Raw genomic sequence first — 26,539 nt, 5'->3', positions numbered from 1 at the left:
CAGACTCAGGAACGCGCCGCCGCCAACTGCTGCTCCAGCGCATCGCCGGCGCGCCGGGAAGCATCGACGGCGCCATGTTCGGCCAGCAACTGCGCCAGTTGCCGCAACTGCCCGGCGCTCAAGCCGACCCGCAGACTGGCGGCAACGTGCGAGCGCAATTGCGATTCGACACCCGGCGTCGCAGCCAATGCAGCGACTGTGGCCAGTTCGCGGCTGTGCCAGTCGAGGTTGTCGCGCTCGAAGATGTCGCCGAACAAATGCGTCTGCAGGTATTGATTGATCAGCGGAACGAAGTCGAACAGTGGGCCCTGCACCGGTCCACCGGCAATCCGCGATTGATTGGCTTTGCCCGCCGCCAGCAGTTCGTTGCCCGTGGGGATGACGCGACCCGGCTCTACGCCTTGATTGTCCTGAATGCCGCGCTGCTGGCGGTCCCGGGTGACGTTCATCAATTCGCCAAGGGCGTTGAGGCTGCGCGGAAAACCGCTGTAAGCGTAGAGCTGCACCAGAATTTCCTTGGCCTCGCTGACGCTCAGACCCGCGTCCAGTCCCTGATTCAAGGCAGCATTTAACCTGGGCATATCACTCACCGCCATGGCGGCGGCAATCAACGGGATCGCTTGCTGTTTCGTCGATAACGTCTCGGAGGCGGCAGCGGGTGCCGCCGCGGCAGGACGGTCGGCGTTGTATTGGGCATCCGTGACCTTCTCCAGCCACTCGACGTTTTTGCCGTCCACACTGCCGGTCACCGCCAGATGGGTCATGGCGCTCGCCGGGGCCGCACCGTGCCAATGCTTGACCCCTGGCGGGCAGACAATCACATCGCCCGGACGGATCTGCTGCACCGGCTTACCCCACTCCTGCACCAGGCCGATGCCCGAGGTCACCACCAGCCGCTGACCCGCAGGGTGGGTGTGCCAAGCCGAGCGGGCGCCGGCCTCAAAGCTGACGTAAGCGGCGGACGCATTGAGTTCGTCGCTGGCGGCAAATAACGGATCGACCCGCACCTGCCCGGTGAAATAATCCGCCGGGCCAGCCATCGAGGCCTGACTACCGGCGCGGTTGATCTGTTGTTCACTGCGGGTTTCAGCGGCCGCCTCGACAAAGGGTGCGGCGGCGCAGACGGCGAGGCCGATCAGGGTATTTTTCATGGGCAGGTGTCCGTTCAGGTCAATGTCCTGACACGTTACCCCTGCAGAATTGATCGATAAACCGTACGAATTTGATAGCACTCATACCAAATTCACATAGATCTGCTGGCATCTGACAACCGTTCATCGCTGGACTACGCTGCGATACGTAGCCTTTTATCTAAAGCCGTTGGTGGAAGGAATCCCAGCATGCGCAGGACGTTGTCCGCTGTAATGATGGTCGTGCTGGGCATGTGGCTGGCGATGCCCTCCTGGGCTGACGACGGTGCAAAAGCCGACCCACCGGCCAGCGCCGAACTGAAGATCGCCAATCGCAACGTCGTGGTATTTCGCAGCACCCTGCTGGGTGAAGCGCCCGAGTCCCGGGTTAAACGCGCACGCGCGGTGATCACCGATGCGCTGGATGAAAACGACGAGCCCCGGGTATCCATCGACGCGGTCCAGGACAATTACCTGGTGCTGATCGGCACCAAGCGCGCGTTTATCGTCGCGCCAGGGGATGTCGACAGCGTCGAGTTCGAGTCGGTGCGCCAGGCCGCCGAAGCCGCCGCCGACAAGCTGCGCCAGGTAGTCGCGGAAACCCGCGAGGCGCGCAGCCTGCACTTGATACTGCGAGCGCTGCTGGCGGTGGCCGTGGCGACCGCCATCTACCTCGCCCTGCTGTGGGGCATGGGTTACCTGCGCCGCCGACTGCTGGGAATATTGCCGGGGCTGATGCACCGGCACACCCAGGCGCTGAAGGTCGGGCGGGTCCAGGTGATCGATGCCAACTACCTGTACCCGCTGGTCAGCCGCCTGCTCGAAGGCTTGCGCTGGGTGGTGGTGTTGCTGCTCACCTACGAATGGCTGGGCTTTGTCCTGTCGCGCTTCCCTTACACCCGGCCCTGGGGTGAAAGCCTGAACAACTACCTGGTCGAACTCGCCAGCTATTTGCTGCAAGCGATTGTCGACGCCATACCTGGCTTGGGCGTCGCCCTGGCGATCTTTTTCATTGCCCGTGGCGCCACGGCGTTCACCCGGCGCATTCTGCGGCGCATGGCGATTCCCGGGACCCTCAACTGGCTCAACCAGGAAACCCTGCAACCGACCCAGCGCCTGACCTCGCTGGCGATCTGGCTGTTCGCCCTGGCCATGGCCTATCCCTACCTGCCGGGAGCTGGCACCGATGCGTTCAAGGGCTTGTCGGTGTTGATCGGCTTGATGATTTCCCTGGGCGCCAGCAGCGTCGTCGGCCAGGCGGCGGCCGGGTTGATCCTGACCTATACCCGGACTCTGCGCCCCGGCGAGTTTGTGCGCATCGGCGAATACGAAGGCACGGTCACCGAGTTGGGGATGTTCACCACCCGCATCCGCACCGGCCTGGGTGAGGTGCTGACCCTGCCCAACTCACTGATCACCGGCACCGTCACCAAGAATTACTCGCGCACCGTTAAGGGCGCTGGCTATGTGGTGGATACAGTGGTGACCATCGGCTATGACACGCCGTGGCGCCAGGTCGAGGCGATGTTACTGGAGGCGGCGCGACGCACGCCGGGGATTCTCGAAGACCCGCCGGCGCAAGTGTTCCAGACTGCGCTGTCGGACTTCTATCCTGAGTACCGCCTGGTGGCCCAGGCCATCCCCAGCCAGCCGCGTCCACGAGCAGTGCTGCTGAGCATGCTGCACGCCAACATTCAGGACGTGTTCAACGAGTACGACGTGCAGATCATGTCGCCGCACTACCTGGGCGATCCCGAGCAGGAAAAACGCGTACCCAAAGATCAGTGGTACAGCGCGCCGGCGCAACCCCCCAGGGAAATCGACCCCCGGTAATAGGCTGCGCGTCCGCCCTGCTATGCTGCCCTGATGTCACCGCGGGCCGACGCCCGCACATCCTGCCGAACGATTGCACGGGAGCGCACTGATGAGCCGACTCACCGCCAAAGACTTTGCCCCGGAACTGCTGGAGCTCTACGACTACTACGCCCATGGCCGGATCAACCGTCGTGAGTTTCTCGACCGCGCCGCGCTGTTCACCTTCGGCGGTCTCACCGCCAGCGCCCTGCTCGCCGCCTTGAGCCCCAACTATGCGCTGGCTGAACAGGTGTCCTTTACCGATCCGGAGATCTTCGCCGAGTACGTCACTTATCCGTCGCCCGAAGGTCACGGCCAGGTTCGCGGCTATCTGGTGCGTCCGGCCAAGGTCACCGGCAAGCTACCGGCAGTGGTCGTGGTGCATGAGAATCGCGGGCTCAATCCTTACATCGAAGACGTTGCGCGGCGTCTGGGCAAAGCCGGTTTTATCGCCCTGGCGCCCGACGGCCTGACGTCGGTGGGCGGCTATCCGGGCAACGATGAATTGGGCAAGGAGCTACAGGCCAAAGTCGATCCGGGCAAGCTGATGAACGACTTCTTCGCCGCCATCGAATGGATGAAAAAACACTCGGATGCCACGGGCAAGGTCGGGATCACCGGTTTCTGTTATGGCGGCGGTGTGTCGAATGCCGCCGCCGTCGCCTACCCGGAACTGGCCGCTGCCGTACCTTTCTATGGCCGCCAGCCGGACGCCAAGGACGTGCCACGCATCAAGGCACCGTTGCTGCTGCACTACGGCGAACTGGACAAAGCCATCAACGAAGGCTGGCCGGCGTATGAGCAAGCGTTGAAAGCCAATGGCAAGACCTACGAGGCCTACATCTACCCCGGCGTCAACCACGGCTTCCATAACGACTCGACCCCGCGTTATGACAAGGCTGCCGCAGAGCTGGCGTGGAGCCGGACGCTGGAGTGGTTCAGGCGGTATTTGGGGTGATTGTCCCCACTAATGAAATGGTTACCCCCGCCGCCCCTTGCGATAGCTCACTAAACTTTCGCAAGATAGATGAAAGCAAGCCAAACACGACATCAGAAACAGTATTGCAGAAAAGGGGGTAACCATAGATGTAGGAGCGAGCCTGCTCGCGATAGCGGTCAATCAGGTACACCGTGGCGCCTGAATCGCGAGCAGGCTCGCTCCCACAGGTTCTGTGGCCGATCACAAGATCTGCATCCACCGCAAACCCTGTGGGAGCTGGCCTGCCAGCGATGAGGCCTTCAGCAACACCGCATCAACTTCATCGCGAGCAGGCTCGCTCACAGTGTTATGTGGCGTACTCGGATTTTTTGATCAAGGCCACAGTGATTTTCAGCACAAAAAAACCCAGCACTTGGCTGGGTTTTTTTATGCGACTTAGCTTACAACGCCATATCCGCAGCAGGATTGCTCGGGATCGGCTTGGCCGGGGCCGCCGGGGTTGCCGCTGGAGCCAGGTCCGGGTTGATGGCCGGTGGTGGGTCCAGTTGCAGCACCTTGCTGGTGTACGCCCATTCCTCGGCCACACGGGCCGGGTCGTCGTTCAGCTTGGTGCCATAGCTCGGCACGATCTGGTGCAGTTTTTCCTGCCAGGCCGGGCTGGCGACTTTGTCCTTGAAGACTTTTTCCAGCACGCTGAGCATAATCGGCGCAGCAGTCGATGCACCTGGCGATGCGCCCAGCAGGCCGGCAATGCTGCCGTCTTGCGAAGCAACGATCTCGGTGCCCAGTTTCAGCACGCCGCCCTTCTCTTCGTCACGCTTGATGATCTGCACGCGCTGACCGGCTTGCCACAGGCGCCAGTCTTCATCCTTGGCGTTCGGGAAGTACTCTTTCAGCGCGTTCATGCGGTCCTTGTCCGACAGCATCAACTGGCCGGCCAGGTATTCCACCAGCGGGTACTGCTCGATGCCCACTTTGGTCATCGGCCACACGTTGTGGGTGGTGGTGCTGGTCAGCAGATCAAAGTACGAGCCTTCTTTCAGGAACTTGGTCGAGAAGGTCGCGAACGGGCCAAACAGGATCACGCGCTTGCCATCCAGCACGCGGGTGTCCAGGTGCGGTACCGACATCGGCGGTGCACCCACCGAAGCCTTGCCGTAGGCCTTGGCCAGGTGTTGCTGGGCCACGGTTGGGTTCTCGGTTACCAGGAACGAGCCACCTACCGGGAAACCGGCGTATTCGCGGGCTTCAGGGATCCCCGACTTCTGCAGCAGGTGCAGGGCACCGCCGCCAGCGCCGATGAACACGAACTTGGCGTCGGTCTGGGTCTCGCTACCGTCTTTCAAGTTCTTGTAGGAAACACGCCAGGTGCCGTCTTCGTTGCGCGCGATGTCTTCGACTTCGCTCGACAGTTTCAGCGAGAAGTTCGGCTTGGTTTGCAGGTAACCGGCGAACTGGCGGGTGATCTCGCCGAAGTTCACGTCGGTGCCCAGCGGCGACCAGGTGGCGGCGATCTTCTGCTTCGGATCGCGGCCTTCCATCATCAATGGCACCCATTGCTTGATCTGCGCCGGGTCTTCGGAGTACTGCATGCCGGCGAACAGCGGGCTGGCCTGCAGGGCTTCGTAGCGTTTTTTCAGGAACTTGATGTTGTCATCGCCCCACACGAAGCTCATGTGCGGTGTGGAGTTGATGAACGAACGCGGGTCTTTCAGGACGCCGTTCTTGACCTGCCAGGCCCAGAACTGACGGGAGATCTGGAAGGCTTCATTGATTTCAATGGCCTTGGGAATCTCGACCTTGCCGTTCTTGTCTTCCGGGGTGTAGTTCAGCTCGGCCAGGGCGGAGTGGCCGGTACCGGCGTTGTTCCAGCCGTTGGAGCTTTCCAGGGCGACGCCGTCGAGACGTTCAACCATCTCCATCGACATGCCCGGCTCGAGTTCGTTGAGCCACACGCCCAGGGTCGAACTCATGATGCCGCCGCCGATCAACACGACGTCGACTTTCTTTGTCTCAGCTGCATGCACAGGCATAAAGACCATCGACATGGCCAGGCCGAGTAGCCCCTTGTTCATTTTTTTTAACATTCGGTATTACCTAGGATAGAACGCCATTCACCCGCACTGGTGATCCCAAGGCGCCCTGGCTGACGGCACACTGGCCGTCGAACCCCGCACTCAAGAAGACTGATGGGTGAACATATAAAGCCGACACACACTGCCGACCTCACGTTTAGGCCCCTCCCGCGCTGACTTTTTATTGGTCATTGGCTTCAGCAACTTGGGTGACGCTAATTCTCGTATACAACTTGGAGCGCACGATTAGACAGATTAGACCCGCCAGTTGGAACACGCTCGTAAAACCGCTTCGCGGCGCTGTGCCGCGAGCTTCCGTGCTGCGGCATTCTACCTCAGGTGTCGCGGTCAACGAACTGCAACCTTATTGCGCAGTGCCATTACGCGGTTTATAGAACATGAACTTGCCGGTCTCAGCGGTCTTGATGTACTGCTTCGCCCAGGCCGGCTTGACGTTGCGGTCATGGAAATACAGGGCACCGTGGGTACGGTCCTTGAGTTGCTGGTTCAACGCCTTGCGCGCGATTTCCTTGGCCTCGGTGTACTCGCCCTCCTCCTGGACCTGATCGGAGCGTCCGTCGCACCACCAGGAAAACTGACAGGCGCGGGTTTCGACGCCCTGCTTGACCACACCGCACACGGTATCGGGAAAGCCCTCATGCCCCAGGCGATTCATCACCACGCTGGCCACAGCCTCCATGTCGGCAGCGGTAATACCCTTGGCCTCCCAGTAAATGCTGCGCGACAGACAGGTAATGGGGTCGTCCAGCGGCGCCTTGCCAGCCGGGTCGACTTTCTGCACTTCGCTCGGGGTGATGGTCTCGACCTTGGGCACGGGCGCAGCGCCCGCCTTGTCCGCGACCTTCTGTTCCAGCACCTCGGCCTTGTTCTCCACCGCCGCCGCTTTCGGCTCGGGGTCGGCCGCGAACGCCGGACCACCGAGCAACACCATCAAGACACCACCGACCACCAACAAAAGGCGCATGGCTGTACCCTGCTGTGACTGCCCTCGCGACGCTGCGACGGGCCCTGAGCAGTGGACACTGGTCGACGGAAAAAATTTCCGGGATTTCGGGCAGACTGCACGATAGCCTTTTGCACACTTGGATAAACGTATAAAGCCTTGCATGACACCGGGGGATATCGCGCATCATGCGCACAGTCATTCCTGGGGAGAAATCCATGCGCGTCCTGTCATCCGTCCTGCGTCTCGCCACCCTGACCGTGGCCATCGGCTGCGCCAACAGCGCCCTGGCCAGTGAAGAAAGCCAACTGGTGGACGCCATCAACGCCTATCGCAGCCAGATCCAGCGTTGCGCCGACCAGGCTTCCGGCGAACTGCCACCGCTGGCGGCCGATCCGCGCCTGGTGCTGGCGCCGGACCGCAATGTCGGCGATCTGCAGCAGGCGATGGCCCAAGCCAAATATCCGATGGTCAATGTGCAGGCGATCACCCTCAAGGGTCCGCTGAATGCCCAGGCGGCGATGAAAGCGGTGCAGGAAAGTTTCTGCCACGTGGTGCTCGACCCGCAGTTCATCGATATCGGCGTCAGCCACGCCGGACCGGCCTGGCGCATCGTCCTGGCGCGCCCGCTGCTGACGGGCGGCCTGGGGGATTGGCAGACCGAAGGCCAGAAGCTGCTGGAGCTGATCAACGGCGCCCGCAGCCAGGCACGCCAATGCGGCACCCAGGCGTTCACCGCGACCAACCCGCTGACCTGGAACGCAACGTTGGCCAGCGCCGCTGAAGCCCATACCCGCAGCATGGCCAACAACAATTTCTTCGATCACAAGGACCGCGACGGTCGCACCCCCGGCGACCGTGCGGAATTGGCCGGCTACAGCGGCCAGGGCGTCGGCGAGAACATCGCCGCTGGCCAGGACACGCCGCGCAAAGTGCTCGACGGCTGGCTGGCCAGCCCCGGGCACTGCGCCAACCTGATGAACCCCTCGTTCAGCGAACTGGGCAGCGCCTACGCGACCGATCCGAAAAGCGACGCCGGGATCTACTGGACCGCAATGTTCGGCACGCCTTGAACCGACTAGCGGCGGTCATCGGACAACGGGCCAGGCTCATTGGCCGGTGGCACCTGGGGGTTGGCGCCCGGAGCATCCGGGTCCGTCGGACGTTCGACATCACTGTGGTCGCGGCGACCGGGATCGCGCACATTCGGGTCGGTCACCGGGTCGTGCTGGCGGGAGGGATCGGGCGGATCGCTGGGGCTCGGTTCATTAGGACTATGCATGATGCACCTCAATCAAGCTTGGTTTGATTGGAAAACCCCGCCCAATGCGAGGTTCGAACACAGGTACTCAATCATTGGGCAGCGGCATGTCCTTGTCGCCGGGAATGCCATCGCCCTCGCTGGGCTCGTTCCACTTTTCCTCATGCTTGCGCGGGATCACATCCGGGCGCGCCAGCGGGTCGTCACGCAGGGGATTGTCCAGATCCACATCGGGATCGGGCTCTGCTGCACGCGGATCGTCTTCAAGGGGTTTGTCGTCGAAACTTGAGTCAGTGGACATAGGCACCTCGGGGGTCGAGGTCCGGAGAATCCGGGCCGTACTCATTGGAAGGTGACCATCGACGGCCGTGCGGACGAGATGACCAACGGTGCAGTTGTTGGGCCGGGAAACTTCCAGCGCGCTTTTACACTCAACTGACTGATAGCCAACACGCCTGTGCAGCTCAACCAGGGAGGTCTTCCATGACCGAGCACATCGTGCATTTCCATTGCCAAATCGACCAGGGCACCACCGAACGCTTCCGCGACTGCTGCCTGGAAGCCATCGACCAGGGCGCCAGTTCGCTGCTGCTGAACCTGTCGACCATCGGCGGCAGCACCAACTTCGGTTTCACCCTCTACACCTTTCTCAAGTCCTTGCCGGTGCCGTTGTGTGCGATCAACGCGGGCAACATCGAGTCCATGGGCATCATCATGTTCCTCGCCGCCAACCACCGGATCACCGCTCCCCATTCGCGCTTTCTGATCCACCCGATGAACTGGTACTTCAGCCAGAACTCGGTGGACCATCAGCGCTTGCGCGAGTACCTGTCGAGCCTCGATAACGACCTGGCGCGCTACGTGAAAATCTACGAGATCGAAACCGCCGAGGCCGACACCCAACTGGATATTTTCAAGTGCCTGTCGGCCGAGGAAAAAGTCATTGCCGCCCACGAGTCGCTGGCCTATGGGATTGCCCATGAGGTGAAGCAGGTAGTGTTCGCCGAAGACATCAAACACTGGAAGGTCAGTGGCGGTTGAATGCCATTCGTCGCGTCAACCGCGAACTTTTTTCAACTTCCGCGATGCCGGGTTCTCTCAAGTAATGCTTGCAGCAGTTCGCAAGCACACCCACTGATCGAGAGGTAGAGAATCATGGCTAACACCGGAAATTCCAACCCAGGCAACATGTCCAAGGATCAAGGAAAAGCCAGCGACGCCGGGAAAAAAGGCGGACAAGCCTCCGGCGGCAATGATCGGCAGAAAACCAACGATGCCAACAAGGACAGCAGCAAGAAAGGTGGACAGCAACCCAGCGGCGGCGGTCGTCGCAGCTAGGCATAACCCGACCGGCAAGGGCTTCGGCCCTTGCCCTCGACAGGTCAACCCACACGCTGGCAAATCCCGACTAGGCTGTTTCAGGCTCACCCGTTCCTGAAACCCTCCAAGGAGATTGCCATGGCACTGCGTATCAACGACCTCGTCCCCGACTTCAGCGCCGAGACCGACCAGGGTCCGCTGCACTTCCACGATTGGATCGGCTCGGGCTGGGCCATTCTCTTCTCCCACCCCAAGGATTTCACCCCGGTGTGCACCACCGAATTCGGTGCCGTGGCGCAACTGGCGGATCAATGGGCCAGCCGCGGCACCAAAGTGATTGGCGTGTCAGTCGACAACGCCGACTCCCACACCCGCTGGAAGGCCGACATTGAAAAAGTCTGCAGCGCCAAGGCCGGCTTCCCGATCATTGCCGACGAAAGCCTGGCCGTGTCCAAGGCCTTCGACATGCTGCCGGCCGAAGCCTACCTGCCCGATGGCCGCACGGCTGCCGACACGGCCACGGTGCGCTCAGTGTTCATCATCGGCCCGGACAAGAAGCTCAAGCTGTCGATGACTTATCCGATGTCGGTGGGTCGCAACTTTGCCGAGGTGCTGCGCGCCCTCGATGCCCTGCAACTGACGTATAACGTACCGCTGGCAACTCCAGCCAATTGGTCGGCGGGCCAGGACGTGATCGTCGCCCTCGCCCTCAACGACGACCAGGCTCGGGAGAAATACGGCAGCCTCGAGATCAAGCTGCCGTACCTGCGCACCACCCCGGCGCCGAAGTAGAGCCGGGAAGACCAAACGCCCGGGCCGAGGTTCCAGTCCGGGCGTTTTGCGTTACACCAGGCGTTCGATTTTCTGGTGCCGCCAGACGAACGTGTAGTACGCCGATTGCAGCGCCAGCATGCTCAGGTAGGCCACGGGAAACGCCATCCAAACGCCCGGCAGGCCGAAGTGCGCGTCCAGTAGATAGGCCATGGGCAACTCGACGCCTAGGATGCAGAACACCGAAATCGCCACCGGCATCAGCACCGTGCCGCTGGCGCGCATGATCCCGCCGATCACCGACTGGAAGCCGAACACCAGCATGCTCCAGAGCATAATGTGCAGCAGGTGCTCGGCTTGCGCTTGGGTCGCCGCCTCGGTGATGAACAGGCCCAGCAGCCAGTGCGAAAGCAAATACCCCAACAGCACCAGGCTGCCCGTCAGGCAGACGTTGATCAGCAGACCGGTGCGCAGGATCGGCCCGATGCGCTCGATGCGTCCGGCACCGATGGCCTGGGCGCCGAGGATCGAGGCCGTGATCGCAATCGACAGTGCCGGGAACTGCACGTAGTTGACGATCTGTGTGACCGCGCCATAGGCCGCCGTGGCCTGGGAGCCGTGCTGGTTGACCAGCGCCAGGATCACCAGCTCCGACAGCGAAATCACCACCATCTGCAGCCCGGTCGGCAGGCCGATACGCAGCACCTTGCCGAGAATCACCCGGTCCAGGCGCATGGCCGCCAGCAGCGCGCGATCCGGGGCCAGCACGTGGCCCTTGCGGATCAAGCGCCAGGCCAGCATCAGCATCGCCAGCAGGTTACCCAGCAGGCCGGCGAAGGCCGCGCTCTGGATGCCAATCGGCGGCAAACCGAACCAGCCACGGATCAACGCCGGGGTCAGCAGCAAACCGATGCAGGTCGAGACAATCAACGCCAGCAGCGGTGACAAGGTATCGCTAACCCCGCGCAGCAATTGAGTGAACAGCACGAACACCAGCAGCAGCGGCATGGTCCACATCATCACTCGGGCGTAGGCCACCGCGTCTTCCAGCACATCCGCCGGTGTTCCCAGGCCCTGCAGGGCCTGATGGGCGAATACGCTGCCGAGTACCGCCGCCAGCAGCCCGATCAGCGCCCCCAGCAGCAAGGTGGTGCCGGCGATTGCCTTGACCGTCGCCGGCTCCCGCGCGCCCCAGGCCTGACCGATCAGCACCCCGGCACCGGCGCCCAGGCCGATGACCAGGGCAATGAAGAAGAACACGATGGGAAACATCCCCGACACCGCCGCCAGCGCCTGGGTCCCAAGCATCTGGCCGATGTAGATGCTGTTGACCGTGCCGGACATTGACTGGAGAAAGTTCGACAGCACCATCGGCGCCAGGAACAGCAGGTAGGTTTTCCAGAGCGGACGCGGGGTGGCGGGGTTTTGCATGAAAGGTCCATTTTTCCGGGGTATCGGGTGTATGCAGGATACCTTGCTCTACTCTGGGAGCGAGCCTGCTCGCGAAGGCTATTCGTCGGTGTACATATCCATTCCTGCGGTAACGGCCGCTTATGATTTCGCCCTTACGGCGACTCCCTTTTTTACAAGCTCCGGAATGCCGGCCCAGCAAAATCAAGAGCGGGAGGCGAGCTAACGCTCGGCCTGTTTAACGCAAATCCAGGCAATAGGTGTAGTACCCGCTGTCCCGTTTGTACCCCAACGATTCATACAACCGCTGTGCCGTGTGGTTATTAATCGCAGTCTCCAGCACCATGCCCTTGGCCCCCGTCGACAAGGCAAAGTCGCGGGCGGCGTTCATCAGCAGCGTGCCAACCCCCTGGCCACGGGCGCCGGAGTCGGTGAATAGATCGCTGAGCAGCCAGGTGCGATGGGCGTCGATTGAGGAGAACGTGGGGTATAGCTGGACGAAGCCCAGGGCCTGACCTTCAGCGTTCTGCACATAGAAAATCACCGATTCGTTGGCAGACAGACGCTCGGCAAGGAACGCCCAGGACTGCGGCAGGTTCGAGGGTTGCTCGTAGAAGACGCGATAGGCATCGAACAGGCCGGCGATTTTATCGAGGCTGCCGAGGTCGGCGCGTTGAACTTGATGGGGCATGGGATGCACTCGGTTTGATTCTCTGTAGGAGCGAGCCTGCTCCGGGCGGCGTTCCGACGAAAAACCAGAGGGCGCCGCGTACCTTCTGGATGCACGCGTTATCGTTGATGTCTTTCGCGAGCAGGCTCGCTCCTACAATGGATTGTCGTGAACCAAACAGCCTTTGATTCATCCCTGCAGCCTAGCAACACATCAAGGTTTCAGCCCGCGCTTAAACCGGTAAATACCCCGCCACCCCATCCGGCCACGGACTCAACACTTCAAACCCGTCCTCGGTCACCGCCACCATGTGCTCCCACTGCGCCGACAGCGATTGATCACGGGTCACCACCGTCCAGCGGTCGCTCAGGGTGCGGGTTTGGGCCTTGCCGGCGTTGAGCATCGGTTCGATGGTGAAGATCATCCCGGCCTTGAGCTTCATGCCCTGCCCCGGCTGACCGTAATGCAAAACCTGCGGCTCATCGTGATAAACCTTGCCGATGCCATGCCCGCAGTACTCGCGCACCACGCTGTAGCCTTCGCGCTGGGCCACGCTCTGGATTGCATGGCCGATGTCACCCAGGGTCGCACCGGGACGTACGCTGCGGATCCCGGCGCACATCGCTTCGTAGGTGGTGTCCACCAGGCGTCGGGCCTCGGCGCTGGGTTCTCCGACGAAGTACATGCGGCTGGTGTCGCCGTACCAACCATCCTTGACCACCGCGATATCGATGTTGACGATATCGCCGTCACGCAGCGCCTTGCCCGAGGGAATGCCGTGGCAGACCACCTCGTTGACCGAGGCGCAGATGGTTTTCGGGAAGCCGTGGTAGCCGACGTTACCGGGAATGGCTTGCTGCACATTGACGATGTAGTCGTGGCAGAGCTTGTCCAACTGATCGGTGGTGACCCCGGCCTTGACGTGCGGGGCGATCATCGCCAGCACCTCGGCGGCCAGCATGCCGGCGATACGCGACTGGGCGATCTGCGCCGGGCTGTTCAACGGAACCTTCGCACTCATGCCCGTGCTCCCGTCGCCAGGTCCGCGGCACACAGCCGACTCAAGTCCAGCCCGCCATCCTGCTCGGCACGAATCAGCAAGCGGCAGATGTCGCGGTGATCCAGATTGGGATGCAACTCGGTGAGCATGCCAATACGCATCCAGTGCTCAGCCTGGGCATTGATCGAACGGTTCAGGGCCGTGCTCGCGAGTCGCAGACTCTCGTGCATGCCCTCGGAAATTTTCACGATACCCACTGCAATTACCTACTATGAAATATATACGTTTCGTATATTAATCGATAAACGGGTGATGCAGCAAACCGGGCGCTCAGGCCTGTAGCAATCGGGCAATTTCCCGGCGCAGTGCGCCATGGACGTCCTCGCTGTAAGGCGTGGCGTTTTTCCAGTCATAGAACCACACCGGCATCCTGCGCTTGTCCTCCGGCTCCGAGGCGTAGCGCGCAAACAGATGACAATGCAGTTCCGGCTCAGAATTGCCGAGGATTTCGTAATTCATGCGCAGCGCATCGGTGGCCTGCAACACCGCATCGCCGAGGCGCGTCATGTCCAGCAGGTAGAGGGATCGGGCGTCGGCATCCAGGTCGTTGAGGCTGGGCACCACCGGATCGGGCAGCAGCAGGCAGTAGCCGGGCAGAAACTGCACATCGCCCATGACCGCCCAGCCAGAGGCCATTTTGCAGATGACTTTATCGTTGGCACCCTTGCGGGCGAGGGCTACGCGTTGCGAAATCAGCGACATGGTTCTTCCTTGAGGTTGGATGGGCAGTCGGTTGCCACCCCTGTGTCCGTCGAAAGCGTCGATGATATCGTGAGTGGCGCCAGCCTGCTGGCGATGGCGGTGATTCAGGCAAACTGCGGGGCTGCAAATCGCGGGCAAGCCGGCTCCAACATCCGAGGGTACGCAGCCCCACCAACACACCCCACTGCTTCTTTTGCCGTGCACATGGTGTTAAATACAGCCCCCAGGGTGCGAGCCCGAACCCTGTCGGGTATTACAGTGCAACGAGAACCGATATGAAAAAGCATTTTGAGGTCACCGAGGTTTCCATCGCGCAACTGCGTGCGGCGCTCGAGTCCGGGGCGACCACGGCGGTCGAGCTGGTGGAGGCTTATCTTGCGCGGATCAATGCCTACGATGGCGCCGATACCCCTACCGCCTTGAATGCGCTGGTGGTGGCCAACCCCGAGGCGCTGGCCGAAGCGCGGGCCAGTGATGACCGTCGCGCCAAGGGCCAGACCCTCGGGCCGCTGGACGGGATCCCCTACACCGCCAAGGACAGCTATCTGGTCAAGGGCCTCACCGCCGCGTCCGGCAGCCCGGCGTTCGTCAAACTGGTCGCCCAGCGCGATGCCTTCACCGTCGAGCGTCTGCGGGCCGGCGGGGCGATCTGCCTGGGCAAGACCAACATGCCGCCGATGGCCAACGGCGGCATGCAGCGTGGGGTCTACGGTCGCGCCGAAAGCCCGTATAACGCCGCCTACCTCACCGCGCCCTTCGCTTCCGGTTCCTCCAATGGCGCCGGCACCGCCACCGCCGCCAGCTTTGCCGCGTTCGGCCTGGCCGAGGAAACCTGGTCGAGCGGTCGTGGACCGGCCTCGAACAATGGCCTGTGCGCCTACACCCCATCGCGCGGGGTGATCTCGGTACGCGGCAACTGGCCGCTGACCCCGACCATGGACGTGGTCGTGCCCTTCGCCCGGACCATGGCCGACCTGTTGGAAGTCCTCGATGTGGTGGTCGCCCCCGACCCGGACAAACGCGGCGACCTCTGGCGCCTGCAACCCTGGGTGCCGATCCCGGATGTCGATGCGGTGCGCCCGGCCTCCTACGCCGCGCTGGCGAATGGCACCGCCGCATTGGCGGGCAAGCGTTTCGGTGTGCCGCGCATGTACATCAATGCCGACCCTGACGCCGGCACCAGCGAGGCCCCAGGCATCGGCGGTCCGACCGGCCAGCGCATCGTCACCCGCGACTCGGTGATCGATCTGTGGAAGGACGCACGCCAAGCCCTCGAAGCCGCTGGCGCCGAAGTCATCGAAGTGGATTTCCCGCTGGTGTCCAACTGCGAAGGCGATCGCCCCGGCGCGCCGACCGTGTTCACCCGTGGCCTGGTGACCAAGGACTTCCTCCACCACGAACTGTGGGACCTGACCGCCTGGGCCTTCGACGATTTCCTCCAGGCCAACGGCGATCCGGCACTGAACCGCCTGGTGGACGTCGACGGCGCACTGATCTTCCCCCACGACCCGGGCACCTTGCCCAACCGCGAAGGCGACCTGGTGGCCGGCATGGACGAATACGTGCGCATGGCCGAGCGCGGCATCACCCCATGGGACCAGATCAGCAGCGTGCCGGACGGCCTGCGTGGTCTGGAACAGACGCGACGTATCGACCTGGAGGAATGGATGGACCGCCTCGGCCTCGACGCCGTGCTGTTCCCCACCGTTGCCGACGTCGCACCGGCCAATGCCGATATCGATCCAGCGGCAGCGGACATCGCCTGGAGCAATGGGGTCTGGGTAGCCAACGGCAACCTGGCGATCCGGCACCTCGGCGTGCCCACCGTCAGCGTGCCGATGGGCGTGATGGCGGACATCGGCATGCCGGTCGGCCTGACCTTCGCCGGTCGCGCCTACGATGACTCGGCACTGTTGCAGTTCGCCGCGGCCTTCGAGTCCACTGGCAGCAAACGCCTGATCCCGCCTCGTACGCCGGCGTTGTCCGACGTCAAGTAAGCCGCACTGCAAGGGCGCTCACTCAGCGCCCTTGCAAGGTCATCCGCCACCTACCAAAGCGCAATGTCGTAAGTGAAATAGATCCGGTTGCTATCACGTCCCCGGGCGAAGTCCGAGCGATACACGTAGTTGCGTACTTTCACCCCCAGCCCCTTGAAAGTGCCGTCCTGCACCACGTAGGCGATCTCGGCATCGCGCTCCCATTCTTTGACCGTACTGTCGGACTTGCCATCGTTGCCACTCAGGTAACGGGTGGAAAAGGTCAATCCGGGTACGCCCAGTCGGGCAAAGTCGTAGCCGTAGCCGAGCATCCAGGTCTTTTCGTCTTCTTCGATGAACTTGCCGATGCCGACGTTACTGAAGGAATACACGGTCGCGCCACTGATGTACGGCAGGCCGGCATCGCCGCTGAGGGTCTGGTAGCCGCCACTGACGGTGTGGCCCAGCACGGCGTAGCTGAGCAGGCCGCTGAGCATCTGGTTATCGATCTTGCCGCCGTGGGCAGCGCCCGAATCGGCACTGTTGAAGTAGCGCAGGTCGCTGGTCAGGACGCCCGGCCCCAAGGGCAAGTCATGCTGGATACCGGCGAAGTTCTGTCGGTAGAAATTCTCCAGTTCGCCGTAGAAGTAGCTCAGGCGAATGTTCTTGCCCAGCTTGTAATCGGCGCCGGCGTAGCTGAAATCCCCTGACTGATCACCGCTGTAGCCATCGGGCACGATCGGCATGCTGTTGCTCGAGTCGCGCAGCTTGAAGCGATCCAGGTAACCGCCGGTGAGCGTCAGATTGGCGATGTCATTACTGGTGAACTGTCCGCCCTCGTAGGTCTGTGGCAGCAGCCGCGCATCGTTGTAGATCAGCACCGGGGTCTTGGGCAGCAAGGTGCCGTACTTGACCGTGGTCTTGGCCAGGCGTGCCTTGGCGGTGACGCCAGCGCTGGAGAACTCACTGGCGGCGCGACCATCGCTGTCAACCGGGAGCAAGCCGGTACCACTGCGCCCGCGCCCGGAATCGAGCCGCACGCCGAGCAGGCCCAGGGCATCCACGCCAAAACCGACGGTGCCCTGAGTGAAGCCGGACTGGTAGTCCAGCAGGAAGCCCTGGGCCCACTCGGTGCGCTCGCTCTTGGCGGTGCGCGCCGCGCGAGCGCTCATGCCGTGCTCGTCGCGAAAGTTTTCGTTGAAGTAGACATTGCGCAATTGCAGCTTGAGCTTGCTGTCGTCGATGAACCCTTCGGCACTGGCGCTGGCCAAGGGCAGCAAGCCCAGCAGGGAAAACACAGTGCCACGGGAAAGCAAATTGCTCATATCAAACCACTCATTGTTGTTATTGAGAGTGCAGGTCGGCGCACGCCTCGATGGCGAGGCGCGTGCAATGTCGGCAGCAGGTGTCGGGTGGATCAGGAGAAGAGGCTGATGGCTCCGGTCAGCAGCGCCAGCGCGGTCACCACCAGGGAGGTGAGCACCGCCCATTTGACGGTGGCCTTCTGGAAGTCACCGATGTCGCGGTCGACCATCCCCACCAACAGCAGGGTCGAGGCCACCAGCGGGCTCATCAAGTGCACCGGTTGACCAAGGACCGAGGCCCGGGCGATTTCCACCGGATCGATGCCGTAGGCGGCCGCGGCGTTGGCCAGGATCGGCACCACGCCAAAGTAGTAGGCATCGTTGGACAGCACGAAGGTCAGCGGCATGCTGGTAATCGCCACCACCAGCGGGAACAGATGGCCCCAGGACGGCGGGATCCAGTCCACCAGGGTCTGCGCCAGCGCGTCAACCATCTTGGTGCCGGAGAAGATCCCGGCAAAGATCCCGGCGGCGAACACCAGCAGCACCACGGTCATCGCATTGCCGGAGTGAGCGAGAATGCGCTCCTTCTGGATGTCCAGTTGCGGGTAGTTGATCATCAGAGCGATGACGAAACCGATCAGGAACAGGATCGCCGAGTGCGCCAGGCCCATCACCAGCGCCACCATCACGGCAATCACCAGCAGCAGGTTGATGTAGGCCAGTTTTGGCCGTTTGTGCGGGGTGTCTTCCAGAATCGCCTTGATATAGCAGTCACCACCGCCGCTTTGCAGTTGGATATTACCAATGCGCTTGCGCTCGGCACGCCCCAGCAGGAACGCAGTGAACACCACCCACGCCGCACCACCGATCATGGTCGGCAGCAGGGGCACGAAGTAGTCCCCGGCATCCAGGCCCAGGGCAGCGATTGCCCGGGTTGCCGGCCCGCCCCATGGGGTCATGCCACTCATGATGCTCAAAGACAACATGGCGATGGTCGCGAGGATCATCGGGTTCATGCCGATGCGCTTGTACAGGGGCAACATCGCCGCACAGGTAATCATGTACGTCGTAGTGCCGTCGCCATCGAGCGCCACCAGCAGCGACAACAATGCGGTGCCGATGGCGATTTTCATCGGGTCGCCATTAACGCGTTTGAGGATCTTGCGGATCAGCGGGTCAAACAACCCGGCATCGATCATCAGGCCGAAGAACAGAATCGCAAACAGCAGCAGTGCGGCAGATGGCGCGACCATTTTCAGGCCGTCGAGCATCATTTTGCCGGTGGTCCCACCAAAGCCACCGATGACGGCAAAAACGATCGGCACCACCGTCAGGGCGACAATCGGTGACAGACGCTTGGACATTATCAGGTAGGTGAAAACCACCACCATGGCCAGTCCGAGGAAAGCGAGCATAGATTTTCTCTCTTGTTGTTATCAGTAGAATGGCTGCCGTTCAGGCACACGCTCCCCGCTCCGCCAGGCGGCACCTTTCAGGGTGCCGCCTGGCGGTGGGAGTGAGCGAGAACGGGGGGGTGGGTTCAGCGGTTATCGGCGAGAGGCGCCTTGTCGTGGGGCAGTTGATCCCAAGTGGAACTGACGGGTGTTTCCAGCGGCGCATGCCCCTCGAGGGTGCGCAGCAGGACTTCACGGTCGCAGGCTTTTTCCGAGATGGAGATCACCACCGTGGCCACCGCATTGCTCGCCAGACTGGTCAGCGCGCGGGCTTCGGACATGAAGCGATCGATGCCGATCAACAGCGCCAGGCCGGCCAGGGGAATGTCGTGGATCACCGTGAGGGTCGAGGCCAGGGCGACGAAACCACTGCCAGTGACACCCGCCGCGCCCTTGGACGACAACAGCATGATCGCCAGCATGGTCACCGTTTGCCCCAGTGTCAGGTCGATGTTGCAGGCCTGGGCAATGAAGATGGCCGCCAGCGACAGGTAGATCGCCGTGCCGTCGAGGTTGAACGAGTAGCCCGTCGGCAGCACCAGCCCGACCACGCCCTTCTTGCAGCCCAGCGCCTGGAGTTTTTCCAGCATGCGCGGCATCACCGGCTCGGTGGACGAGGTCCCCAGCACCACCAGGAATTCTTCGCGCAGGTAGCGCAACAGCTTCCACAGGCTGAAGCCGTGGGCGCGGCAAATACCGCCCAGCACCACGAAGACGAAGAACGCGCAAGCGATGTACAGGGTCATGATCAGCTTGGCCAACGAGCCCAGCGAGGTGATCCCGTACTGCCCCACAGTAAATGCCAGGGCACCGAAGGCTCCGATCGGGGCGAAGCGCATCAGGTAGGAGAAAATCTTGAAGACCATGTGCGAGGCCGCTTCCAGCACGTCCAGCACCGGCTTGCCGCGTTCGCCCAGGGACGACAGGGCGAAACCGCAGAGCACCGCGATAAACAGCACCGGCAACACTTCGCCTTTATTGAAGGCGCCGATAAAGGTGTCGGGGATGATGTGCATGAAGAACTCGACCACCCCCAGCTTCGCCGCCGAGTCGGTGTATTGCGTCAGGCCCTGGGTGCTCAACTGCGATGGGTCGATATTCATTCCCGCCCCCGGCTTGAACACGTACACCGCCACCAGGCCGATGATCAGGCTGATCACGGTCAGGCCGAGGAACAGCAACATGGTCTTGCTCAACAGGCGGCCCAGGGAGCGTTTGTCACTCATGCCGGCGATCCCGGTGACGATGGTGCAGAACACCACCGGGGCGATCATCATCTTGATCAGTTTGATGAAGGCATCACCCAGCGGCTTCAAGGCGATCGCCTGTTGCCCCCAGAAGTGGCCGACGACCACGCCCAGCACCACGGCGCAGATGATCTGGAAGTAGAGCGACTTTACAACTTTCATGGCATCACCCATTTTTGGAATTGTTCTGATGCGGCAACCAAGGCGACGTCTGGCTAGCCAGCACGTCGACGTGTGGACCGGGCGTAGACGAAACCGGAAAACAAGCGGCGGGCAGTCCGCACGACCGAGGCACGGATAGTGTCGCCGTTGTCGCCGGTGTAGGACAGAACTACATCAATCCCACCGCCAGGGTGTTCAATTCGTACATGTTCCAGTCGGGGCTCACTGACCCCGCCCAGCAGTTTCGCCACCACACTGCCTTCAGTGACACAGGCGGTGGCCAGGCCGATCGAACCGGTGATGGCCAGGGCGCGGTGGCAGTTGTGCGGCATGAAGTAACGCACCTCGAGGGTCCCGCCATTGCGGGCCGGGGACACCAGCACCGGCTTGGGGATCACCTTGTCACGCACATCGCCCAGGCCCATGGCCAGCCCGGCCTTGAGGCGCAAGGACTCCAGGCGACGGAGAAATTCGCCATCGGCATCCAGCTCGGCCGGGCTTTCGTCGCCGCGTTTACCCAACTGGCCGGCCTCGACAATCATCATTGGCATGGCCATGTCGATGCAGGTCACGGCAATGCCGTCGATCAGATTCTGCGGCTGCCCCGTCGGGAACAGCTTGCCGGTCTTGCTGCCCACCGCGTCGAGGAAGGTCAGTTGCACCGGTGCGGCGGTGCCAGGTACGCCGTCGATGGCGGTGTCGCCGTCATAGCTGACCTTGCCCCGCGGGGTCTGCACTTCGGAGTGAATCAGGGTGCCCGTATTGAGATTGCGGATGCGAACCTGGGTGGTACCGACCTTGGCCTTGACCAGGCCCTGCTCGATGGCGAATGGGCCGACCGCACAGAGCATGTTGCCGCAGTTCGGGGCGGTGTCGACCCGGCGCTGGGAAACCATGACCTGGACGAACAGGTAGTCAACGTCGGCGTCAGGGTGCAGCGACGGGCTGACAATCGCCACTTTGCTGGTCTGCGGGCTGCCACCGCCGATGCCGTCGATCTCCAGTTCGTGGCCGGAACCCATCAGGTTCAGCAGCAGCTCGTCACGTTCGGCAATGGCCACTGGCAGATCCCATGCGAGAAACACCGGACCCTTGGAGGTACCACCGCGCATTAACACACAAGGAATTTGTTGCATGAACTCTGACTCTTGTTGATCAATCGGGATAATTGATGTTCTGGACACAAGAGTGACAAAGATTGAAAAGTGTTTCCAATGCAAAGATCAGAGCTATTATTGCGTTTGACGAATGAATTAAACCGACTGGCGTATCAGGCCCTACAGGTATGACTGCACATGGATTACGAACTTCAAGATATCCGTTCCTTCGTAAAAATCGCCGAGCTGGGCAGTTTTCACGAAGCGGCTGACGCACTGCACCTGTCCCAACCCGCCTTGAGCCGGCGCATCAAGAAGCTCGAAGAAGGCCTCGGCACCGCCCTGCTCGACCGCACAACACGCAAGGTCAGCCTGACCAGCGTTGGCCGGGATTTCCTGCCCAAGGCACGGCGCCTGCTGGATGACTTCGACGATTCGATTTTGAATATCCGCGAACTGGCCGAGCGCCAGATTGGCCGGGTGACACTGGCCTGCATCCCCACTGCGGCGTTCTACTTTCTGCCGTCAGTGATTCGCCTGTACAACGAGCGCTACCCGAAAATCCGCATCCGTCTGCTCGACCTCAGCGCCAATGAAGGCCTGGAAGCGGTGCTGCGGGGCGAAGCCGATTTCGGCATCAACATGATGAGCGGACAGCACCCGGACATCGAATTCGTGCCCCTGGTCAACGAACCCTTCGTCCTCGCCTGCCGGCGCGATCACGAGTTGGCCGGGCGCAGTGCGGTGACCTGGTCGGAACTCAGCGATTACCGGTTGATCGGGGTCGGTCGCCTGAGCGGCAACCGCATGTTGCTCGACCACGCACTGTCGGGCTTGAGCTGGCGTCCGCAGTGGTTCTACGAGGTGCAGCACTTGTCGACGTCGCTGGGTCTGGTGGAGGCTGGTCTCGGCGTTTCGGCGATGCCCAGCCTGGCGATGCCGACGGTGGATCACCCGACCCTGGTCAGCGTTCCGTTGATCGAACCGGTGGTCAATCGCTCACTCGGACTGGTCTACCGCCGTGGTGCATCGCTGTCTCCGGCTGCCGAAAAATTCGTATCGATCCTGCTGGAACAGTGGCCGCAGTGACGCCGTCACGTGCTGCCCTGCCCTCACTTGATCCGATAGTGAAAGGTATTACGCACCGCCGGCACGGCCACCGCCTGACCGTCGATGATCCGTGGCTGGTAGCGGAAGGTGTTGGCCGCCGCCAGTGACGGGCGGATGAACAGCGGATGGCAACCGTCCAGCACCTTGGGGTTTTCCACCTTGCCCTGGGGATTGACGGTGTACTCCACCGAACAGTCGCCCTCGAGGTTTTTGTCCAGGGCGCGCTGCGGATAGTCCGGCGCCTGCTTGCTCAACGGCAGGTATTGGCGACTGTCCGCCAACGCTTGCTGGCGTGAGCGCTCGGCTGCCGCACGAGCCTGTTCGGCGCGCTGTGCCTGCTGCTGAGCCTGCTGTTGGGCCAGTTGCTGTTGCTCGGCGTCGCGCTGGCGCTGGTCCTGTACCTCTCGCTGGCGTTGTTGCTCCAGCTGTTGCTCGCGTTTTTTCTCCTCGACCCGCTTGCGCGCCAGGGCCGCCTGTTCGAGTTTCTGCGCCTGGACCTGTGGATCGACGCGCGGTTTGACCGGTTCCGGCGGCGCGACAACCGCTGGCGCTGGCACCGGTTCCGCCAGTACCGGTTCGGCCACCGGCGGTGTGGGTACGGGTGACGGCGCCAGCATCACCAGTTGGGTGTGCAACACCGCAGGCGCGGCGGGCGTTGGCGGGCTGACCGACCAGGTGTGCATCAGCACCGCCAGTACACCGCCGTGCAGCGCCAGCGCCAGGCCGGCCGCCAGGCTGTTGCGCCGGAACTGCGCGGGCACGCAAGGCCGCAGATTCAGGCTCGGGGACGACAGAATCATGCTGGTCATTGTGGCGCCTCGGTCACCAGTCCGAGATTGCTCACCCCACCCTGTTGCAGCGCCGCCATGGCCGCCACCACGCTGCCGTAGCCGGCGTCCTGGTCGGCGCGGATGTAGACCTGAGTGTCGCTGCGCGCACTGACCACCTGGGCGATCTTGCCGCGCATTTCTTCCAGAGTCACCGCGCTGTCGGTCTGGTGCTGGGTGTCGAGTTCGCCGCCGAGGTTCCAGTAATAGCCACCCTCGGCCTTCACCGACAGGGTCAGGATCTGTTGTTGGCTGTCCGTGGCCAGGGCTTCACTGGCGACCTTGGGCAACTCGATCTTCACTCCCTGGGTGAGCATCGGCGCGGTGACCATAAAGATCACCAGCAGCACCAGCATCACGTCGATGTAAGGCACCACGTTCATTTCGGCCTTTGGCCCGTGTTTGCGTTGCGGCCTGACTAACATCTGCGTTCTCCTGCTCAGGCGGCCGTGGCCAGGTTTAAGGCGCTGCCGTGCAACGTGCGGTGCAGGCGCACCTGCAGCTCATTGGCAAAGGCGTAGTAACGGGTGAGCAAGGTCTGGCTGCGTGCCGAAAAGCGGTTGTAGGCAATCACCGCCGGAATCGCCGCGAACAGGCCGATGGCCGTGGCGATCAACGCTTCGGCGATCCCCGGGGCGACGGTGGACAGGGTTGCCTGTTGCACCTGGGACAGGCCGAGGAACGAATTCATGATTCCCCAGACGGTGCCGAACAGACCGATATAAGGGCTCACCGAGCCCACAGTGGCGAGAAATTGCAGACCTTTTTCCAACTGGATTTCCTGCTCGCTAATGGCCACGTAAAGCGCCCGCTCCACCCCTTGCTGTACCGCCTCGGCACTGCCGCCGGTGGCTTGGCGCAAGTGATTGAACTCCTGGAATCCGGTCTGGAAGATCGGCTCGATACCGGCATCGGCATCCGTGTTCTGCACGCTTTCGCGGTACAGCGGTGCGAGGTCCGCAGCGCCGCGAAAGCGCTGGAGGAAGCCGTCGAGGCGACGCTCGCGGCGCTTCAACACGCCGCTGCGCACCAGGATCAGGTACCAACTGAGCAACGAGGCCAGCAGCAAGGTGAGCATGACGGCTTTGACCAGCAGACTGGCGTCGCTGATCAAGCCCCAGACGGTCATGTGTTCGAGTGTGGCCTGCATGGTGAAACTCCTTGTTGGGCGTCCCTCGCGCCGCTGCTGTGCAACGGCCGAAGGGCTATTCGATGAAATACAAATGACAGGATGATGACGGCCGCGATCAGGGCAGCTTCAGCGCCCGGGTGACCTCGGCCCAGGGCACGAACTTGAAGTTCTGGGTTTGCTCGGGCATGCGCTTGCGACCGTCCTGGACCACCAGCATGCCGTGGCTCCAGGCACCGCCGAGGTTGACCGAGGTGACTTCCAGGCCGTCGGTCTCCGAGGCACCATCGATCCCGGCGGCGGCATTCAGGCCGACCCGGAACGCACCGCGAGCGGCGAACGGCGGTTCGGCATCCAGCACCAGATAGCTGTCGTTGCCCTGGCTGGAGATCACCAGATAGTCCTGGCCGCTGCTCTGGTACAACGCCAGGCCCTCGACATCGGCATGCAACTGCGGCCCGACCTTGATCACGCTGCTCAACTGCGCCGGCTGATCGGCGCGGGCGTCCACTGCCCACACGCCGACATCCTCCTCGCCGATAAACAGGCGTTGGCGCTGATCGTCGGCGACGCAACCTTCCGGCTGGCTGTCGACCTTGAACTGGCGCACCAACTCGCCCTGCACCGCACCGTTTGGCGCACTCAGGCGGTACTGCAGGAAGCTACCGTCCTTGCCGTTGGCAATTGCGTAGATCTCGCCGCTGGCCGGCTGGAACAGGCAGATGCCGTAGATTTCCTTGAGCGGGGTCGGAATCTCTCCGGCCTCGCGCAACTCGCCGCTGCTGCGGTCGATGCTGAACAGGCTGAGGCTGTTGTGATCGCGATTGCTCGCCACCGCGAGGTCGACCGTCTGCGCGCCGAGCTTGAAGTTGGGCCGCACATCGACGTTATTCAGACGACCCACTGGCAGCTCCTGGAGCAGCTTGCCTTGCAGGTCGTAAGCCAGCAGGCCTTGTTTCTTGTTGGTCCCAAGCACCCGGCTGAGGGCCGGTTGCTGCGGATGAATCCAGATCGCCGGATCGTCCGCGGCATCGCCCTGACGCCCTACCGGTTCGCTCTGTACCAGGGCCGCGACATTCGGCAGCACCGGGGCCAGGGGCACCGGCTGGGGTTGCCAGTTCAGTTCGCCCTGATACAGGCGCCCGTCCTCATCGTCGCGCACCAGCAACTGCAAGCCGTTGGCAGTGGCACGGACGGCGAGGTTTTCCGGTTCCTTCAAACCGCTGAGGGCGATGGCAGGCTGCGCTTTCCAGGCGTCGTCCTGTTGCTGATACAGGTGCAGTTGCGCGGCCTTGGGGTCGAGGCCCAGCACCCCACCGGGCACCAGCGCCATGGCACCGGCTTGCTCGGCCAGGTCACCAAAGGGTTGGCGCAGCGCAACTGGCAGGCGCAGCACATCGGCTTCGGCCTGGGCTGGATAAGCCCACCACCCGACATTTTCTTCATTGACCAGCAGTTGCCCGGCGCCGTCGTCGACCTGACAGAACTGCGCCGACGGCGGCAACGGCAGGCCGCGCACCCGTTGCGCCTGCGGGTTCAACTGCGCGCCATTGCCCAGCAGCCACTGCTCGCCCTTGCCCTCCTCGCCCACCAGGAACAGGAACAAGTTACTCGCCTCGTCGCGGTACAGGCACACACCGTTGACCGGGAAATCCCGCTGCGGCAGGTACAGCGGCTTGCCCCAACTGCGCGCCTGCGGATCGAGGCTGACCAGCACCGCCTGCTGGCGCTGGCTGTCGAGGCTGGCCACCAACACTTGCTGGCCGGCGGCGCGACTGTCCAGGGTACTGAAGTTGCCGGGCAATTTGGCCAGCGTCTGGCCCTGGCCGTCGAGCAACAGCAAGCCGTCGCCGGCGCTGATCGCCAGGCGCTCCGCACCGGCCAGGCCCGGCACAAAGCTCGCGGCCTCGAGCTTGAGGTTCGGCGCCCAGGGTTTCAGGCTCAGGCTCGGGGCGGCGGCCAGCGCCTGACCCACAGTGAGGCCGATCAATGCGGCGAGCAGGCCGCGCTTGGGTATCAACGAAAGAGTCTTCAACGGGGCAAATCCTTTGTCGTGCAGGCATCGGGGCAGCG

General features: G+C 62.5%; 26 protein-coding genes. 8 read left to right on the top strand and 18 right to left on the bottom strand.

Annotated features, from left to right (window positions below; translation table 11 throughout):
• Positions 1-5: 5 nt before the first annotated feature.
• Complete coding sequence (locus tag NR126_RS00355; RefSeq protein ID WP_256829410.1) at positions 6-1,151, bottom strand: carboxymuconolactone decarboxylase family protein; 1,146 nt, start codon at positions 1,149-1,151, stop codon at positions 6-8.
• Between the two features lie 231 nt (positions 1,152-1,382).
• Here NR126_RS00355 and NR126_RS00350 point away from each other — a divergent pair, with 231 nt between their 5' ends.
• Positions 1,383-2,963: a mechanosensitive ion channel family protein gene (locus NR126_RS00350; RefSeq protein WP_372825604.1), complete on the top strand. Its 1,581-nt coding sequence runs from the start codon at positions 1,383-1,385 to the stop codon at positions 2,961-2,963.
• Positions 2,964-3,054: 91 nt separating this feature from the next.
• Positions 3,055-3,942: a YghX family hydrolase gene (yghX, locus tag NR126_RS00345; RefSeq protein WP_027618975.1), complete on the top strand. Its 888-nt coding sequence runs from the start codon at positions 3,055-3,057 to the stop codon at positions 3,940-3,942.
• Between the two features lie 422 nt (positions 3,943-4,364).
• Here the strand turns inward: yghX and mqo are convergent, their stop codons facing one another.
• Together mqo and NR126_RS00335 are read right to left on the bottom strand one after the other, a co-directional pair.
• Positions 4,365-6,011, bottom strand: a complete 1,647-nt coding sequence (mqo, locus tag NR126_RS00340) for a malate dehydrogenase (quinone) (protein WP_027618976.1) — start codon at positions 6,009-6,011, stop codon at positions 4,365-4,367.
• Between the two features lie 352 nt (positions 6,012-6,363).
• A complete protein-coding gene (locus NR126_RS00335) occupies positions 6,364-6,984 on the bottom strand; it encodes a cell wall hydrolase (protein WP_027618977.1) in 621 nt (206 codons plus the stop codon).
• A gap of 197 nt (positions 6,985-7,181) precedes the next feature.
• Here NR126_RS00335 and NR126_RS00330 point away from each other — a divergent pair, with 197 nt between their 5' ends.
• On the top strand, positions 7,182-8,036 hold the full coding sequence (locus NR126_RS00330) for a CAP domain-containing protein (protein WP_256829408.1): 855 nt from the start codon (positions 7,182-7,184) through the stop codon (positions 8,034-8,036).
• A 5-nt stretch (positions 8,037-8,041) separates the two neighbouring features.
• Here NR126_RS00330 and NR126_RS00325 read toward each other — a convergent pair whose 3' ends face one another.
• Both NR126_RS00325 and NR126_RS00320 read right to left on the bottom strand, forming a co-directional pair.
• Complete coding sequence (locus NR126_RS00325) at positions 8,042-8,245, bottom strand: hypothetical protein (RefSeq protein WP_033866201.1); 204 nt, start codon at positions 8,243-8,245, stop codon at positions 8,042-8,044.
• 67 nt (positions 8,246-8,312) lie between these two features.
• A complete protein-coding gene (locus tag NR126_RS00320; protein WP_105754283.1) occupies positions 8,313-8,525 on the bottom strand; it encodes a hypothetical protein in 213 nt (70 codons plus the stop codon).
• Positions 8,526-8,707: 182 nt separating this feature from the next.
• On the opposite strand from NR126_RS00320, the gene NR126_RS00315 reads away from it, so the two are divergent.
• The 3 genes from NR126_RS00315 (at position 8,708) to NR126_RS00305 (ending at position 10,336) form a co-directional block, all read left to right on the top strand.
• Complete coding sequence (locus NR126_RS00315; RefSeq protein WP_027618981.1) at positions 8,708-9,265, top strand: ATP-dependent Clp protease proteolytic subunit; 558 nt, start codon at positions 8,708-8,710, stop codon at positions 9,263-9,265.
• 114 nt (positions 9,266-9,379) lie between these two features.
• A complete protein-coding gene (locus NR126_RS00310; RefSeq protein WP_027618982.1) occupies positions 9,380-9,562 on the top strand; it encodes a general stress protein in 183 nt (60 codons plus the stop codon).
• A gap of 120 nt (positions 9,563-9,682) precedes the next feature.
• Positions 9,683-10,336, top strand: coding sequence for a peroxiredoxin (locus NR126_RS00305; protein ID WP_256829407.1), 654 nt, complete (start codon positions 9,683-9,685; stop codon positions 10,334-10,336).
• A gap of 51 nt (positions 10,337-10,387) precedes the next feature.
• On the opposite strand, the gene NR126_RS00300 is transcribed toward NR126_RS00305, so the two are convergent.
• From NR126_RS00300 to NR126_RS00280, 5 genes are all read right to left on the bottom strand, one after another.
• Complete coding sequence (locus NR126_RS00300; RefSeq protein ID WP_256829406.1) at positions 10,388-11,746, bottom strand: MATE family efflux transporter; 1,359 nt, start codon at positions 11,744-11,746, stop codon at positions 10,388-10,390.
• Positions 11,747-11,963: 217 nt separating this feature from the next.
• A complete protein-coding gene (locus tag NR126_RS00295) occupies positions 11,964-12,416 on the bottom strand; it encodes an N-acetyltransferase (protein WP_256829405.1) in 453 nt (150 codons plus the stop codon).
• Between the two features lie 211 nt (positions 12,417-12,627).
• Positions 12,628-13,416: a type I methionyl aminopeptidase gene (gene map / locus NR126_RS00290; protein ID WP_256829404.1), complete on the bottom strand. Its 789-nt coding sequence runs from the start codon at positions 13,414-13,416 to the stop codon at positions 12,628-12,630.
• The gene (locus tag NR126_RS00285; protein ID WP_027618296.1) at positions 13,413-13,652 is read right to left on the bottom strand and encodes a ParD-like family protein; all 240 of its coding nucleotides are present in this window, start codon (positions 13,650-13,652) and stop codon (positions 13,413-13,415) included. The genes map and NR126_RS00285 overlap by 4 nt, the downstream gene beginning before the upstream one ends.
• Positions 13,653-13,725: 73 nt before the next feature.
• The gene (locus NR126_RS00280) at positions 13,726-14,157 is read right to left on the bottom strand and encodes an HIT family protein (RefSeq protein ID WP_027618295.1); all 432 of its coding nucleotides are present in this window, start codon (positions 14,155-14,157) and stop codon (positions 13,726-13,728) included.
• Between the two features lie 275 nt (positions 14,158-14,432).
• Between NR126_RS00280 and NR126_RS00275 the strand changes: the two genes are divergently transcribed.
• Positions 14,433-16,154: an amidase gene (locus tag NR126_RS00275; protein ID WP_027618294.1), complete on the top strand. Its 1,722-nt coding sequence runs from the start codon at positions 14,433-14,435 to the stop codon at positions 16,152-16,154.
• A 50-nt stretch (positions 16,155-16,204) separates the two neighbouring features.
• Here NR126_RS00275 and NR126_RS00270 read toward each other — a convergent pair whose 3' ends face one another.
• The 4 genes from NR126_RS00270 to NR126_RS00255 form a co-directional block, all read right to left on the bottom strand.
• Complete coding sequence (locus NR126_RS00270; protein WP_027618293.1) at positions 16,205-17,458, bottom strand: OprD family porin; 1,254 nt, start codon at positions 17,456-17,458, stop codon at positions 16,205-16,207.
• A gap of 92 nt (positions 17,459-17,550) precedes the next feature.
• Positions 17,551-18,855, bottom strand: coding sequence for a CitMHS family transporter (locus NR126_RS00265; RefSeq protein WP_256829403.1), 1,305 nt, complete (start codon positions 18,853-18,855; stop codon positions 17,551-17,553).
• A 125-nt stretch (positions 18,856-18,980) separates the two neighbouring features.
• Positions 18,981-20,315, bottom strand: coding sequence for a dicarboxylate/amino acid:cation symporter (locus NR126_RS00260; RefSeq protein WP_256829402.1), 1,335 nt, complete (start codon positions 20,313-20,315; stop codon positions 18,981-18,983).
• Between the two features lie 41 nt (positions 20,316-20,356).
• On the bottom strand, positions 20,357-21,439 hold the full coding sequence (locus tag NR126_RS00255) for a 4-oxalomesaconate tautomerase (protein ID WP_105755468.1): 1,083 nt from the start codon (positions 21,437-21,439) through the stop codon (positions 20,357-20,359).
• Positions 21,440-21,598: 159 nt separating this feature from the next.
• Between NR126_RS00255 and NR126_RS00250 the strand changes: the two genes are divergently transcribed.
• Positions 21,599-22,489, top strand: coding sequence for a LysR family transcriptional regulator (locus tag NR126_RS00250; RefSeq protein ID WP_027618290.1), 891 nt, complete (start codon positions 21,599-21,601; stop codon positions 22,487-22,489).
• 23 nt (positions 22,490-22,512) lie between these two features.
• Here NR126_RS00250 and NR126_RS00245 read toward each other — a convergent pair whose 3' ends face one another.
• The 4 genes from NR126_RS00245 to NR126_RS00230 all read right to left on the bottom strand — a co-directional run bounded on the left by NR126_RS00245 (position 22,513) and on the right by NR126_RS00230 (position 26,501).
• The gene (locus tag NR126_RS00245) at positions 22,513-23,319 is read right to left on the bottom strand and encodes an energy transducer TonB (protein WP_256829401.1); all 807 of its coding nucleotides are present in this window, start codon (positions 23,317-23,319) and stop codon (positions 22,513-22,515) included.
• Positions 23,316-23,762, bottom strand: a complete 447-nt coding sequence (gene tolR, locus NR126_RS00240; protein WP_027618288.1) for a protein TolR — start codon at positions 23,760-23,762, stop codon at positions 23,316-23,318. Before tolR ends, NR126_RS00245 begins: the two co-directional genes overlap by 4 nt.
• A 14-nt stretch (positions 23,763-23,776) precedes the next feature.
• Positions 23,777-24,487 (bottom strand): protein TolQ, encoded by a 711-nt coding sequence (tolQ, locus tag NR126_RS00235; RefSeq protein ID WP_256829400.1) that lies wholly within the window; start codon positions 24,485-24,487, stop codon positions 23,777-23,779.
• A gap of 97 nt (positions 24,488-24,584) precedes the next feature.
• Positions 24,585-26,501 (bottom strand): phytase, encoded by a 1,917-nt coding sequence (locus tag NR126_RS00230; protein WP_256829399.1) that lies wholly within the window; start codon positions 26,499-26,501, stop codon positions 24,585-24,587.
• Positions 26,502-26,539 lie beyond the last annotated feature (38 nt).

It is taken from the genome of Pseudomonas sp. Pse1 (genome assembly GCF_024519635.1).
Lineage (GTDB): Bacteria > Pseudomonadota > Gammaproteobacteria > Pseudomonadales > Pseudomonadaceae > Aquipseudomonas.
The sequence above is the reverse complement of the archived record's forward strand: the minus strand, read 5'-3'. Positions and strand labels throughout refer to the sequence as shown.